Genomic DNA, 14305 nt, shown 5'->3' with positions numbered 1-14305 from the left:
CTCCCGCCCGCCCGGGCGGGAGGGGCCCACGCAGCGACCGCACCGCAGTTGGGAGAACAGATGGCACGCCGTACCCGCAACAGACGGACCCTCGGGGGCGCCGGACTGACCGCTCTGGCCACGGGGGCCGCCCTGCTCGCCGTTCCGGCGCAGGCCGAGGCCGCCGCGTCCGTGACCGTGCGGCCCGACCCGTCGTACCAGCAGGAGAGGTTCGAGGGCTGGGGCACCAGTCTCGTGTGGTTCGCCAACGCGACCGGCGACTATCCGACGGAGATACGGGAGAAGCTGGCGGACCTCCTCTTCGGCGACGAGGGGCTGGCGCTCAACATCGCCCGGTACAACATCGGCGGCGGCAACGCCCCGGACGTCAAGGACTACCTGCGCGCCGGCGGCGCGGTCGAGGGCTGGTGGAAGGCGCCCGCGGGCACCACCCGCACGGACACCGACTGGTGGAGCGCCGACGACCCGGCCGACTGGAACAAGGACGCCGACGCCAACCAGCGCTGGTGGGTCGACCGGATCAAGAACGACATCGACCACTGGGAGACGTTCAGCAACTCCCCGCCGTGGTTCATGACCGTCAGCGGCTACGTCTCCGGCGGCTTCGACTCCAGCGCCGAGCAGCTGAAACCGGAGTCCGTCGACGACTTCGCCGCCTATCTGGCGGGCGCGACCAAGCGGCTGGAGAAGGCCGAGGGCATCAAGGTCGACACGATCGACCCCTTCAACGAGCCCAACACCAACTACTGGGGCACCCGTCTCGGTGCGGACGGCCGGCCGGTCGGCGGCCGTCAGGAGGGCGCCCACATCGGGCCCGAGGTCCAGCAGAAGGTTCTCGCCGCCCTGGCGCCCGCACTGAGGAAGGCGAAGGTCAAGGCAGACATCTCGGCGATGGACGAGACCAACCCGAGCATCTTCGCCACGAACTGGAACTCCTACTCGCAGGCCTCCCGCGACCTCGTCGACCAGATGAACGTCCACACCTACGGCACCGGGCAGCGCACCGCCGTACGGGACCTGGCCAAGGCGGCCGACAAGCCGCTGTGGATGAGCGAGGTCGAGGGCGACTGGGGTGACGGCCAGAGCTTCACCGACATGCGGCCGGGTCTCGGTCTCGCCCAGCAGATGGTGAACGACCTGCGCGAACTGGAGCCCAGGGCCTGGGTGTTCTGGCAGCCGGTCGAGGATTACGACAACATGAGGCCGGGCGGCGAGTCCGCGAAGGGCGGCAACTGGGGCAGCATCCAGCTCCCGTTCAGCTGCACTTCGAAGGACACCCTGGAGTCCTGCCCGATCCACACCAACACCAAGTTCGACACCGCCCGCAACTTCACGCACTTCATCAAGCCCGGCGACAAGCTGATCAAGGTGGACGACACCTCCAGTGCCGCCGCCGTCACCGCGGACGGCAAGGGCGCCTCGCTCGTCCACGTCAACAGCACCACCGAGGCCCGCACGGTCACCATCGACCTGTCGAAGTTCCGCAAGATCGGCAAGAAGGCCACCGTGACCCCGGTGGTGACCAGCGCCGACGGCAAGCTCCAGCCACAGGCGCCGATCGCGGTCAGCGACCGCAGGGCCACCTTCACCGTGCCCGCCCAGTCGGTGACCTCCTTCGCCGTCAAGGGCGTGTCCGGCGTCGCCAAGGACGCCCCGCTGATCCGCAAGGGCCACACCTACACGCTCACCGGCGTGCAGAGCGGCAAGGCGGTCACCGTCGCCGCGAACGGCACCGATCTGGTCCTCGGCACCGGCAACGGCGGCACCGCCCAGCAGTGGCGGCTCGACTCCCGGTACGGCGAGACCGGCGCCCGCCAGCGGTACGTGTTCGCCAACCCGGCCGAGGGCGAACGGCTCGCCGTCCGCGGCAACGTCCCCGTGGTGGAACCCGACACTGGCGAGCGCGACCCTGCGACCGAGTGGGTCATGTCGACCACCGGTGACGGCACCTGGACGCTCGTGAACCCCGCCACCAGTCGGGTCCTCGAGGTCGGCGGCCAGGCGACGAACGAGGGCGCCGCGGTCACGACCTGGCAGCCCAACTCCGGCTCCAACCAGCGCTGGAGGGTCACGGACGTGACCGACGCGTCGTAGCGTCCCGGCCCCCGGCTCGGAGGCCCGCGCCCGCACCCTGTCCACACGGTGGGGGGCGCGGGCCTCTCGCGTCGGTTCCGGACGTCAGGGGCGCAGCGCCTTGCGCACGCCGCCGGTGGCGGCCCGCCACAGCCGCGGCAGCTCCCGTTCCCGGTCGGCGGCCCCGGCCTGCTCCCGGCCGTACAGCAGGCCCCAGGTGAAGCCGGCTTCACCGGCCCGGTGGGCCGAGACGGCCTGGCGACGCAGGGTCTCGCGGGCCACGACGCTGTCGTGGTGGTCGCCGAGCGCCTTCTGCACGGCCGTGACGCGCTTGCCGAGGCGCTTCGCGGCGCCGCCGAGGGCCGGTCCGGCCGCCTCGGCCGCGTACCGGACGCGCTTGGCTCCCTTGCGGGCATGGTGGAGGGCGGCGTCACGCTCCGGGCCCGGAGGCGTTCGCAGGGCGCGCTCCACACGGCGGGCGAGTCGGTCGTGCTCCTTCAGAAGCGCTCCGGGCAGAACCTTGGCCGGCTTCCGGGCGGCCCTGGGGCGCAGCGGCGGCCTGCTGCCGAGCCGCTCCAGGGCCTCCAGGAGGGCCACGTAACGCGGCGAGGACAGTGCCGCGAGCGTCCGGTCGCGGGCCTCGGACGAGCGGGCGGCGTCCCAGGCCTGGAGGCGGGCGGAGACCGGTCCGAGGACCAGTTCTCCGGGAAGGGCGTCGACCCCGCCGCGCAACCGTTCCAGCAGTACCTCCTGGTCGCGTTCGGCGCCCAGTTCGCCGCCGAGCCACTTCAGTTCCGCCCGGACCGGCTCGGTGACCTCGCGGTCGAGCAGCGGGCGGTACGAACGCAGGCAGCTGCGCAGCCGGCGGCAGGCGACGCGCATCCTGTGCACCGCGTCCGGCAGGCCGCGCCGCACCGCCGGGTCGAGGTCCACGACGGCTCGGACCTGTTCGGTCAGGTAGGCGAGCACGTGCTCGCCGGCGGTGCCGGGTGCGGTGCCGTCGGGTCGCCGTGGGACCGCCGCCTTGTCGGGCCCGGTTTCCGTCAGGGCACGGGCCACCTTGGACGAGGCTTCCGAGCGGGTGAAGCCCTCCTTGCGGAGCGCCTTCTCGACGCGTTCGAGGACGGTGCGGGCGGTGTCCTCGGCGACCGCTTCGACCTCCAGCTCGGTCCAGTCGGCGCGGCCTCGGTCGCCGCGCAGCGAGTCGGCGCGCACCCGGTCGAGGCTCAGCTCGGCGAGGAGGCCGCCGTCGGCATCGACCAGTTCGCGCACGGTCCGGCCGGTGCGCAGGCGGACCACCGGTTCGAGGCGGGCGCCGCGGGTACGGGAGAGCACCAGGTCACGCAGGCTGTCCGGGATGTCGTCCGGGTTGCCGTGATCGTCCGTCCCCAGGGGTGCGCGGATCTCCTCCCGGGTGTCGCCGCCCAGTGGCAGCTTCAGGTGCCAGCCCGCGTCAGGGCCGCCCGTGCGGCGGCGCAGGGTCGCTCCGGCGCGCAGCAGACGCAGGTCGGCGGTGTCGTAGTACACCGCGTCCAGGTCGTGGGTGCCGCCGTCGACCAGTGACCAGCCGGTGGCCCCGCCTGTCAGTCCTGGCAGGCCGGGGACGTCGCCCCGTGTCGGCACCTCGTACTTGCGTTCCGTCTCCCGCGTCGACTGGGTCATGTCTACCCGGTTGACCCGATCCGCCGGATCAAACCCCCTGGGCCCCGGCCGGCAAGGGGTCCGGCGGGCCAGGGGTGTGCCGGGAGGGCGCGGTGGCCGGGACGCGCTCCAGTACGCCGCCCGCGAAGACGTCGTAGAGGGGCAGCGTCTCCAGATGGACGTAGCCGATGTGGCAGTCGCAGGAGGCCAGCGGACAGGGGCGGGGGCGCAGGGCGGCGCGGTAGGAGCCGTCGTAGAGGTTGCCGAGCGGCGCCCGGACGAAGTGGCAGCGGCGGACGGTGCCCTCGCCGTCGACGGAGACGACGGAGTCGCCGGTGCGGCAGGGCAGGCCGGCGCTGGTGTGCGGGTGGCGGCTGTAGGGGAACAGCGGGTCGAGGTCGGTCCACAGGGCGGCGTCGGCGTCGCTGTAGGTGTGGCCCTCGGCGGCGTTGATCCACAGGTAGACGTGGTCGGGGAGGTCGGCGCGCAGACGGCGGGCCGCTTCGAGGTGGTCGGGCAGGCCGACGACGCCGACGCTGAAGCGGACGCCGCGGGCGGTGAGGTCGCGGCACTTGGCGAGGAAGCGGTCGTAGGGGGTCTGGCCGGGGTGGTAGGTGCACCACAGGGCGAGAGTGTCAGGGTCGGCCTCGGCGAGCCAGTCGGTACGGCAGCCGAGGTTGGTCTGGATGGCGACCCGGCGGATGTGCGGGAGGCGGGAGAGGTCGGCGAGGGTGCGCCGGTACCAGGAGCGGACGAGGCCCTCGCCCCAGGGGGTGAACAGCAGGGAGAGACGGTCGTCGGTCTGCCGCGCGGCCCAGTCGGCGAAGCGTCCCAGGGCGGCGCGGTCGGCGCGGAGCTGGGGGCCGGTGTCGCGGCGCTTGGCGAACGGACAGTAGGGGCAGTCGTAGTCGCAGGAGGCCAGGGGCCCGCGGTAGAGGAGCGTCAGGTCCATGACGGGATCACTTCCTCTCGTAGGCGGCCATGGCGGCCCGCACGGCCGGGGAGAACAGGCCGGGGCCGATCGCGTCGGAGTGGGCGAGGCCCTCCGGGGTGAGCCTGAGGACCGCCGGGTCGCCGGCCAGCCAGCCCTGGTGGGCCAGGCGCTCGAGGTCGGGGCCGAAGTCGTCGGCGGGGGCGGTGCCGAAACGGGCCCGGTAGTCGTCGGCGCGCAGCCCGTCGGCCTGGAGGAGGGACTGGAGGAGGTGGCGGCGGCGCGCCTCGTGGCCGTCCATGGCGTGGCCGACCTCGGCGTGGGAGAAGTCCGCGGTCGTGACGTAGTCGTCGATGATCGCGCGGATCTCGTGCATGTCGACGGCGTAGTCGAAGGAGTAGTGGAGGCGGGCCGTGTAGGAGCGGGCGCCGCAGCCGAGGCCGATCATGCCGTCGGTCTGGCAGGCGTGGTCGTCGGGCCCCTTGGACGGGGCGTCCGCACGGCGGAACATGCGCATGGACCGCTGGGTGTAGCCGTGGGCGAGGAGGTGGTCGCGGCCCGCCCAATACAGACGCAGCCGCTGTTCGTCCCAGTCGGGGTCGGGGCCGCCGCGGCGGCGGTCGAGGCCGGTGAGGGGGCGGACGTAGAGGGGGTAGAGGTACAGCTCCTCGGGACGCCAGGCGAGGGCCGCGTCCAGGGAGTGGCGCCAGGTCTCCTCGGTCTGGCCGTCGATGCCGTAGATGAGGTCGATGTTGAGGACCGGTATGCGGGCGTCGCGGATCCGGCCGAGGGCCGTCTCGACGTCGGCGCGCCGCTGCGGGCGTACGGCGGCGCGGGCCTCGGAGTCGACGAAGCTCTGTACGCCGAGGCTGAGCCGGGTGGCGCCGCGGTCGGCGAGGACGGCGAGGCGGTCGGCGGTGGCGGTGGCGGGCGAGGCCTCGACGGACAGGGGGACGGCACGCAGGTCGGCGCCCATGCGGTGCTCGGCGATGTCGCAGAGGCGGTCCAGTTCGGCGGCGGTGAGGAAGGTGGGGGTGCCGCCGCCGAAGGCCGCGGTGGCGAACCGCACCTCGTCGGTGGCTCCGAGAGCTTCGCGTACGGCGTCCGCCTGGCGTTCGAGCGCGTCGAGGTAGGCGCCGGTCAGGCCGTCGGGGGCGCCGATGCGGGTGAAGAGGTTGCAGAAGCCGCAGCGGACCTCGCAGAACGGGATGTGCAGGTAGAGGGAGAGGGCGTCCTTCGGTTCGGCCGCCCACAGGGAGCTGAGCGCCGGTCGGTCGGCGAGCGGGCGGTAGGCGGTCTTGTGCGGATAGGCGTAGACGTAGTGCTGGTAGGGGCTGGTGCGGGTGGTCGGCTCGGCGGTGGTCATCGGGCGGCCTCCGTCGGACGGGGTGCGGGGTCGAGGAAGAAGTGGGCGTAGGGCACCGTCCACACGGATGCGTGGCCGAGTCGGTGTCCGGTGTAGCCGTCGTCGCCGTAGGCGGTGCCGTGGTCGGAGCAGACGATCGCGAAGCAGCGGCGCCGGCTGCTCGCCGCCGCGAACAGCCGGCCGATGTGCCGGTCGACGTACTCCAGCGCGGCAGCGTGCGTCTCGCGGGTGTCGCCGGACTCGCGGGTCGCGCCGGGCAGGTGGAACCAGTTCGGCTGGTGCAGGGCGGAGACGTTGACGAACAGGAACAGGCGCCGTTCGGCCGGGAGTTCGCGTACGACGCGCTCGGCGCGGGTCACCTGGTTCTCGAAGGAGCGGGGTGAGGTGACGCCGAACTCCGGTGCCCAGTGGGACTCGTGGAACATGCCGGGCAGCACCGAACCCAGCGGACCCTGCTTGTTGAAGAAGCCCACTCCCCCGACGCACACCGTGTGGTATCCCGCCTTCGCCAGACCGGACACGAGGTCGGGGGTGTCGTAGACGAAGGTTCCGTCGGCGGTGGTCTCGCTGCCGGCGAAGCTCGCCGCGAACAGCCGGGGGTGCGGTCCGGGGGCCGCCGGGGTGGGCAGGAAGCCCGCGAAGATCGCCTGGTGGGAGGCGTAGGTGAAGCTGCCGGGGGCGTGCCGCTTCTCCCAGCGGCCGCCGGGGAGATGCCGGGTCAGGTTCGGCAGGCGGCCGGCGGCGGCCAGGTCGGCGGCGACGTCGTGACGCAGGGTGTCGAGGGTGACGAGAAGGAGGTCGTGGGTGCCCACCACCTCGTTCATGTCCGGCCGGCTCACGTCCGGCGCGCCTCCGTCCGGCCGGCTCACGTCCGGCGCGCCTCCGTCCGGCCGGCTCATGTCCGGCGCGCCTACGTCCGGCTGGTTCATGTCCGGCTCACGCATGGGGGTTCCTGTTCTGTCGCCGGGCGGGGTCGCCGCCCAGGGCTGCGGCCACCTGGGTGGCGTAGGTGTCGAGGCCCTCCGCGCCGCTGCCGGGCAGTCCGGTCAGTCGGGGCAGCAGGTCGCCGAAGGCGTTGACCTCGCCGACGGAGGCTCTGCGCCAGTCGACGGCCGGCAGCAGGTCGACTCCCACGCAGAGGGTGCGAGGGAAGCGGGCCGCCGCCCGTTCGCACACGTCGAGCAGGTCGGAGAAGCGGGCGCCCGCCGCCTCCACGGCCCGCCGGGCCGCCTCGAGGTCGCCGCGGCTGCCGCCCAGGTGGAGGTTGGTCAGGGGCGAGCGGCTGGTGCGGACCACCGCGTGGGTGGCGCGGCCGGCCACGACGACGACCCGCAGATCGGCGGCGCGGCCCCCCTGGGAGGCCTTCGGCAGCCAGCGTTCCAGGTGCAGGCCGTCGGGGGCGAGGGCGTCGACGATGGCCGCGATGTCCCGCTCGTCCTCGTAGCGGCGGACCCTGAGGGAGTTGAACAGGCGCCCCTGGGCGGTGAGTTCCACCGACGTGGTGGCCCTGATCCGGCCGGGGCCGCCCGTCTCCACGGCCAGCACCCCCGAGGCGGACGAGCCGTGCGCGGGTTTGACGAACAGTCGCGGCATCCGGTGTTCCCGCATCAGCGTCCGTACGTCGTCCCAGCCGCGCACCGGAGCCGCCGACGGGCCGGAGGTGGGCGAGGCGGGAACCGGTACGCCGGCGGCGTCGAGGACGGCGTGGCAGCGCCGCTTGTCGAACAGCACCGGGAGGTCGTCCGGGTCGTCGAGCCGGACGCCGCCGCGCAGTCCGGCGAGCGCGGCGGTGAACCCGGCGTACCAGCGGGCCGAGCCCTCGACGCGGGTGGGGTCGCCGGTGCCGCGCAGCAGCCGGTCGACGTCCGCGTCCTCCCCCGGTGAGTCGATCCGGACGATCTCCTCAGGGCCGAACTCGGCCCCGCCCGCGCGCAGGACGTCCTTCCAGGCGACGACGCGCGGGGCGGGGAGGCCGGCCGCGCGCACGGCGTCCGCGAAGAGGGTGACGCGGCGGTTCTCGGGGTTGCCGACGACCGCGAAGCGTGGCCGCCGGCGGAGGGCCGGCCGCTGCATGGCGTCCTCTCGTGGGGTGTTCGGTGCTCCGCGCGGTGGCGGGGTGTCCGGGGGCGTGCTCAGGGGATGTTCACTCCCCCACGGCCACGTACCGCCACACGGTGCCGTCGCCGTCCTGGTCCTCGTCGGCGTCGTCACGGTCGAGGTCCACCTGGACGCCCTCGGTCTCGACGGTCCGGCGGATCCGGTCCTGGAGGGCCTCGCTGAGGTAATGGTGGTGCAGGTCGAGCTTCTTGAGATGGGTGAGCGGCTGTCCGGCCAGGAGGGCGGTGCCGCCCTCGTCGGTCAGGACCCCCATGGACAGGTCCAGGACCTCCAGGCGGGCGACGACCGGCGCGGAGGCGACGGCCGCGGCCACGGCGTCCTGCATCTCGCTGTTGCGCAGCGCCAGATGACGCAGGCGTGGCAGGCGGGCGCCGGACAGGATCGGCTCCAGGTCGGCGGCCTCGCTGTCGCCGCCGTAGTCGGGGGTGCCCAGCCACAGGTCGAGGTGTTCCAGCGCGGGCAGGTCGCTGGCACCGACGCCGCGCACGACCTCCGCGGGCAGGCCGCCGGCCTCCATGGTGAGCCGGCGCAGGGCGCCGTGCCTCAGTGCCGGGAAGCGCAGGCCCGAGCCGCCGCGGACGCCGAACTCCTCCAGCTCGGGGTAGGCGGCCAGGAGAGGTGTCAGATCGGTCTGGTTGATCCAGGAGATCTCGCACTCCTCCATGACCATGTCCCCGACGAACAGCGCGCGCAGGGCGGGGAACCGCTCGCGGGCCGCCACCAGCGCCTCGACCACGGCGGTGGGTTCGGTCTCGTACGCCTCCTCCCAGGCGCCGACGATCAGTGCGCGCACGCGGGTCGTGTCCACGGCGGCGCAGAAGCGCGCGAACGCCTGCGTCCACTCCTCGTCGGCGTCGTACACACCGCTGGTGATCCGCCAGGCGAAGGCTTCCGCCTCGGGGAGGCCGTCGGTTCGCGCCTCGGGACCGGGGAAGGTGTAGGCGGGCAGCCGGTACAGCGTGTCGAGGTGGTTGCCGATGGTCATGCGGCTGCTCCTGTGGAGGAAGAGGGGCGTTCCGTGGTGACCGCAGTTCTACCAACAGGCACTGACAACGCCGGTGGCGGGGCGGTGGTTCGGCCGCGGCGTCCTCGGGGTCGCTGTGGGGGGCCTGGTCCGGACGCGTCGGCCGCGGGTGCCCCCGCCGGCCGGACGGCCCGCGAGGAGGTCGCCTGGACGTTCGGCTGCGACCGGACGTGCGCGCGCCGGTGCGCCCGACCCGATCGGAGCACGCGGACCGGCCGCACCGGCCAGGCCCTCGGACGAGCGCCTGAGGGAGCCCCGTCGCCATCTTCTGAACGCGGCGGTGATCGCGGCGGGTCGGCCACGGTCACCGCTTGAAAAGTTTCCTGCGTCACGGGGCTTGCCGGACAAGAGAAGTCATCAGTTAAATCAAGTCATGAACTAAGCGGCTGCCTCGCCGCGTTGCGCACCTCCCGTCCCACCGCACGGACGCGCAGCCGTCCGTACGCACCCCCACCCTCCGTACAGCACCGTACGCACCCGCACTCACCCGCAGGGAATCAGCATGAGACTCAGATCCCTGGGTGTCGCGCTCGCCGCCACGGCAGCGTTGCTCACCCTCCCGACGACCCAGCCACCCGCGGCAGCGGCCGACACCCTCCTGTCCCAGGGCCGGACGGCCACCGCGTCGTCGACCGAGAACGCCGGCACCGCCGCCGCCTTGGCCGTGGACGGCAACACCGGCACCCGGTGGTCCTCCGCCGCCACGGATGCGCAGTGGCTCCAGGTGGACCTCGGCGCCACCGCCACCGTCACCCGGGTGGTGCTCCAGTGGGAGGCCGCCTACGGCAAGGACTACCGGCTCCAGATCTCCGCGGACGGCAGCACCTGGACCGACCTGAGGTCGGTCACCGGCGGCGACGGCGGCACCGACACCCTCGACGTGTCCGGCCAGGGCCGCTACGTCCGGATGCAGGGCGTGCAGCGGGCCACCGGTTGGGGCTACTCCCTCTGGGAGTTCCAGGTCTACGGCAGCTCGGGCGGCTCCACTCCCGCCACCTGCGACACCGCGAACGCGGCGCGGGGCAAGCCCGCTTCGGCCTCCTCGACGGAGAACGCCGGCACCCCCGCCTCCGCCGCCTTCGACGGCGACGACGGCACCCGCTGGTCCAGCCAGGCCTCCGACCCCCAGTGGCTGCGGGTCGACCTGGGGTCGGTGCGGGACCTCTGCAAGATCGACCTGAACTGGGAGGCCGCCTACGCGAAGGACTTCCAGATCCAGGCCTCCTCGGACGGGCAGACCTGGAACACCCTCCGCGCCGTGACCGCCGCGACCGGCGGCCGGACGAGTTACGACGTGAGCGGCTCGGGCCGCTACGTGCGGATCAACGGGACCACCCGCGCCACGCCGTACGGCTACTCGCTGTGGGAGGTCGCCGTGCACACCGGCACCGGCGGCCCGCCCCCGATCCAGGGCGGCGGTGACCTGGGGCCGAACGTCATCGTCGTGGACCCCGCCACCCCCGACCTCCAGCGGAAGTTCGACCAGGTCTTCGCCCAGCAGGAGTCGAACCAGTTCGGCTCCGGGCGCTACCAGTTCCTGCTGAAGCCGGGCACGTACAACGGCATCAACGCCCAGATCGGCTTCTACACCTCGATCTCCGGGCTCGGACTCAATCCCGACGACACCCAGATCAACGGCGACGTCACCGTCGACGCGGGCTGGTTCAACGGCAACGCCACCCAGAACTTCTGGCGTTCGGCGGAGAACCTGGCCATCCGGCCGGTCAACGGCACCGACCGGTGGGCGGTGGCGCAGGCCGCGCCGTTCCGCCGGATCCACGTCCAGGGCGGCCTCAACCTCGCGCCGAACGGCTACGGCTGGGCCTCCGGCGGCTACATCGCCGACTCCAAGATCGACGGCACCGTGGGGCCGTACTCCCAGCAGCAGTGGTACACCCGTGACAGCTCGGTCGGCGGCTGGACCAACGGCGTGTGGAACATGACGTTCTCCGGTGTACAGGGCGCCCCGGCCACCAATTTCGACACCGGCCCGTACACCACTCTGGACTCCACGCCGGTATCCCGCGAGAAGCCGTTCCTGTACCTCGACGGCGCCGACTACAAGGTGTTCGTGCCCGCCAAGCGCACGAACGCGCGCGGAGTGTCCTGGCCGGCCAACGCGGGCGGCACCTCGATCCCGCTGAGCCAGTTCTACGTCGTCAAGCCGGGCGCGACGGCCGCCACCATCAACGCCGCGCTCGCCCAGGGCCTCCACCTGCTGTTCACGCCCGGCGTCTACCACCTCGACCGCGCGATCGAGGTCGACCGCGCCAACACGGTCGTACTGGGCCTCGGCCTGGCCACGCTCGTGCCCGACGGCGGTGTGGACGCGATGCACGTGGCCGACGTCGACGGCGTGCGGCTCGCCGGGTTCCTCATCGACGCGGGCTCGGTGCGCTCCGACGCGCTGCTGCGGATCGGTCCGGCCGGGTCGAGCGCCGACCACGCCGCCAACCCCACCACCGTTCAGGACGTGTTCGTCCGCATCGGCGGTGCCGGCCCCGGCCTGGCGACCGACTCGGTGGTGGTCAACAGTGACGACGTGGTCATCGACCACACCTGGATCTGGCGCGCCGACCACGGGGAAGGCGTCGGCTGGGAGACCAACCGCGCCGACTACGGTCTGCGGGTCAACGGCGACGACGTCCTCACCACCGGCCTATTCGTGGAGCACTTCAACAAGTACGACGTCGTCTGGAACGGCGAACGCGGACGGACGATCTTCTTCCAGAACGAGAAGGCCTACGACGTCCCGAACCCGGCCGCCGTCACCCATGACGGCATCGTCGGATACGCGGCCTACAAGGTGGCCGACTCGGTGAACGAGCACGAGGCCTGGGGGTTGGGCAGTTACTGCAACTTCACGTCCGACCCCTCGATCGTGCAGCACCACGGCTTCCAGGTCCCGGTGAAGCCGGGTGTGAGGCTGCACAGCCTCCAGGTGATCTCCCTGGGCGGCAAGGGACAGTACGCACACGTCGTCAACGACACGGGTGCGCCGACCTCGGGAACGGACACCATTCCGTCCAAGATCACTCAGTTCCCGTGAGGTAGGACGTCAACCGCCCGCCGGTACGACCGTACCGGCGGGTCCGGCCGGGGCCTCACGTCACCGAAGGCCCCGGCCGGTCCCCGGCGGCACGGGCGAGGACGTCCGTGACCTGCCGGTGAACGACCTCGCGGGCCTCGGCGGGCAGCGCGCCGAACTCCGTGCGGTCCAGTGCGTGCAGCGCCTCTTCGGGGCCGGCCTCGCACCGGACGCTCTCGCTGAGCACCTCGTAGCCGTCGCGGGCGGCGACCCGCAGGAGCCCGCGATCGTCGCCGTCGGCGTGGACGGCGGTCGCCACGACGAAGGGCGGCGGGCCGCCCGCGTCCGCGGGAACCTTGTGGTAGCCGCTCACGACGGGGTCGCGCCAGCGCAGGCCGAGCATGAGGTGACGCTTGGCCACGACCTCGGCGATGTCCGTCTCGTACACGCGGTCGGGTTCGAGCACCGTGGCCCGCGCGTCCAGCACGAGGACGGCGGGCAGCAGACACCGCAGGGTGCTGCCGACGATGTTGCCGCCGACGGTGGCGGTCCTGCGCACGGCTCCGGTGCCGACGGTGGACGCCGCCCGGCGCAGCACCTCCGGCAGCCCCCCGTCGATGCGGTGCAGCACCACCGCCGCGCCCAGCGCCCCGCGCCCGACCGCGTTGGCCGCAGGCAACTCGCGCAAGGACATGGCCAGTTCAGGGAAACCGTCCCGCTGCCAGGTGGCCCACACGAGAGTGGCCCCGCCTATCGGTACGGCACCCTCAGCGAGGCATTCCTGCGCTGCGGACATGGAGGTGGGAAGACGCAACAACACGGCGACCGACCTGCCTTCCCGGGGAGGTCGGCGGTGCGGAACCGACGCCTCCGCCATATGATCACTCTTGCAGGGCGCATTCTGCCCACCCCCGTGGGGGCGCGTACAGGGCTCACTGCCTCGCAGTGTGCGCCTCTCGTGTGGGTGGGACCGCGGGTTCCCGGACAGATAATCCGTTGCGGTCCGCTTCTCCTCCCCCGGACGCTTGCCCCATGTCCTACGCCCTGCGTCCCGCCACGCTCGCCGACGCGCCCGCCGTCACCGACCTGCTCAACGCCGTCGACCTCATCGAGATCGGCCGGCCAGAGACGGACCTGCACGCTGTCGAGGCGGACCTCAAGCACCCGGAGACCGACCTCGCCCAGGACTCGTGGCTCGCCTTCGAGGGGGAGCGGCTGGTGGCCTACGGCCTGCTGTGGGACGAGTCGTCCGGCGAGCGCATCGACATCGACCACTACGTCCTGCCCGAGCACCAGGAGGCCGGCCGGTCGCTGCTGGCGGCGATGGAGGCCAGGGCGCTGAGCAAGGCCCGCGCGAACGGATCCGCGCGAGCCGTGGTCCACCTGCATCTCAACGTACGGCCCACCCTCGACACCGAGGTGATCCGCACCCGGGGCTGGTACGTCGTACGGCGGTACCACGTGCTGCGGCGCCCCCTGGACCGGCTCGCCGACCTGCCGCCCGTACCGCCCGCGGGCGTGCGGCTGCGGGCCTGCGCCGACGAGGCGGACCGACGGCGGGTGCACGCGCTGTATCAGGCGAGCTTCGCCGACCACTTCGACTTCCAGCCGCGCGGCTACGAGCAGTGGCTGCACGACGTCGACGCACAGGGCCTCGACTGGTCACTGGTGTGGATCGTCGCCACGGAGGACCTCGGCGACGCCGGGTTCCTGCTCGCTCGCGACGACCGTGAGGCCATGGGCTGGATCCGCAGCCTCGGTGTGCTGCGCGAGGCGCGCGGCCGGGGCCTCGCCGGCCTGCTGCTGCACAACGCCTTCGCGGCGTTCGCCGCGCGGGGCCGGGACACGGTGGGGCTGGGCGTGGACACCTCCAACGCCACCGGCGCTCCCCAGTTGTACGCGCGCAACGGGATGACCGTGCACTACGCCGTCGACACCTGGGAGGCGGTACTGAGGTGAGCGGACGCCGACTCCGCCCGGTTCAGTCCCCGAGACGGGCCAGGACCGCGAGCGGCGCAGTGCGGCGGGCCGGCCACCGGACCGCGGCGGTGTGGGATCGGTGCCACGCGCGAGGCGACCACGGGCACGGTGAAGGCCCAGGTGATCGCCCCGTTGTCCGAGCCG

Annotated in this window: 10 protein-coding genes; 3 read left to right on the top strand and 7 right to left on the bottom strand. The window is 72.7% G+C overall.

Annotated elements, in window-relative coordinates; all coding sequences use genetic code 11:
• The first annotated feature begins 60 nt into the window (after positions 1–60).
• Positions 61–2094, top strand: a complete 2034-nt coding sequence (locus ACZ5Y0_RS09025) for an RICIN domain-containing protein (RefSeq protein WP_469127946.1) — start codon at positions 61–63, stop codon at positions 2092–2094.
• 84 nt (positions 2095–2178) lie between these two features.
• Here ACZ5Y0_RS09025 and ACZ5Y0_RS09020 read toward each other — a convergent pair whose 3' ends face one another.
• From ACZ5Y0_RS09020 to ACZ5Y0_RS08995, 6 genes are all read right to left on the bottom strand, one after another.
• Positions 2179–3735 (bottom strand): CYTH and CHAD domain-containing protein, encoded by a 1557-nt coding sequence (locus ACZ5Y0_RS09020; protein WP_469127945.1) that lies wholly within the window; start codon positions 3733–3735, stop codon positions 2179–2181.
• 28 nt (positions 3736–3763) lie between these two features.
• The gene (locus tag ACZ5Y0_RS09015) at positions 3764–4666 is read right to left on the bottom strand and encodes an STM4011 family radical SAM protein (RefSeq protein ID WP_469127944.1); all 903 of its coding nucleotides are present in this window, start codon (positions 4664–4666) and stop codon (positions 3764–3766) included.
• A gap of 7 nt (positions 4667–4673) precedes the next feature.
• Positions 4674–6011: an STM4012 family radical SAM protein gene (locus ACZ5Y0_RS09010; RefSeq protein ID WP_469127943.1), complete on the bottom strand. Its 1338-nt coding sequence runs from the start codon at positions 6009–6011 to the stop codon at positions 4674–4676.
• The gene (locus ACZ5Y0_RS09005) at positions 6008–6835 is read right to left on the bottom strand and encodes an STM4013/SEN3800 family hydrolase (protein WP_469128039.1); all 828 of its coding nucleotides are present in this window, start codon (positions 6833–6835) and stop codon (positions 6008–6010) included. Before ACZ5Y0_RS09005 ends, ACZ5Y0_RS09010 begins: the two co-directional genes overlap by 4 nt.
• 112 nt (positions 6836–6947) lie before the next feature.
• On the bottom strand, positions 6948–8084 hold the full coding sequence (locus ACZ5Y0_RS09000; RefSeq protein WP_469127942.1) for an STM4014 family protein: 1137 nt from the start codon (positions 8082–8084) through the stop codon (positions 6948–6950).
• Positions 8085–8154: 70 nt separating this feature from the next.
• A complete protein-coding gene (locus tag ACZ5Y0_RS08995) occupies positions 8155–9114 on the bottom strand; it encodes an STM4015 family protein (RefSeq protein ID WP_469127941.1) in 960 nt (319 codons plus the stop codon).
• Positions 9115–9655: 541 nt separating this feature from the next.
• Between ACZ5Y0_RS08995 and ACZ5Y0_RS08990 the strand changes: the two genes are divergently transcribed.
• Positions 9656–12202 carry a discoidin domain-containing protein gene (locus ACZ5Y0_RS08990; protein ID WP_469127940.1) on the top strand — a complete coding sequence of 849 codons (2547 nt, stop codon included), beginning with the start codon at positions 9656–9658 and terminating at the stop codon, positions 12200–12202.
• 55 nt (positions 12203–12257) lie between these two features.
• On the opposite strand, the gene ACZ5Y0_RS08985 is transcribed toward ACZ5Y0_RS08990, so the two are convergent.
• Positions 12258–13001 carry an FAD binding domain-containing protein gene (locus ACZ5Y0_RS08985; RefSeq protein WP_469127939.1) on the bottom strand — a complete coding sequence of 248 codons (744 nt, stop codon included), beginning with the start codon at positions 12999–13001 and terminating at the stop codon, positions 12258–12260.
• 212 nt (positions 13002–13213) lie between these two features.
• On the opposite strand from ACZ5Y0_RS08985, the gene ACZ5Y0_RS08980 reads away from it, so the two are divergent.
• On the top strand, positions 13214–14140 hold the full coding sequence (locus ACZ5Y0_RS08980; protein ID WP_469127938.1) for a GNAT family N-acetyltransferase: 927 nt from the start codon (positions 13214–13216) through the stop codon (positions 14138–14140).
• Positions 14141–14305 lie beyond the last annotated feature (165 nt).

This window comes from Streptomyces sp. NPDC033216, from assembly GCF_055577115.1.
The sequence above is the reverse complement of the archived record's forward strand: the minus strand, read 5'-3'. Positions and strand labels throughout refer to the sequence as shown.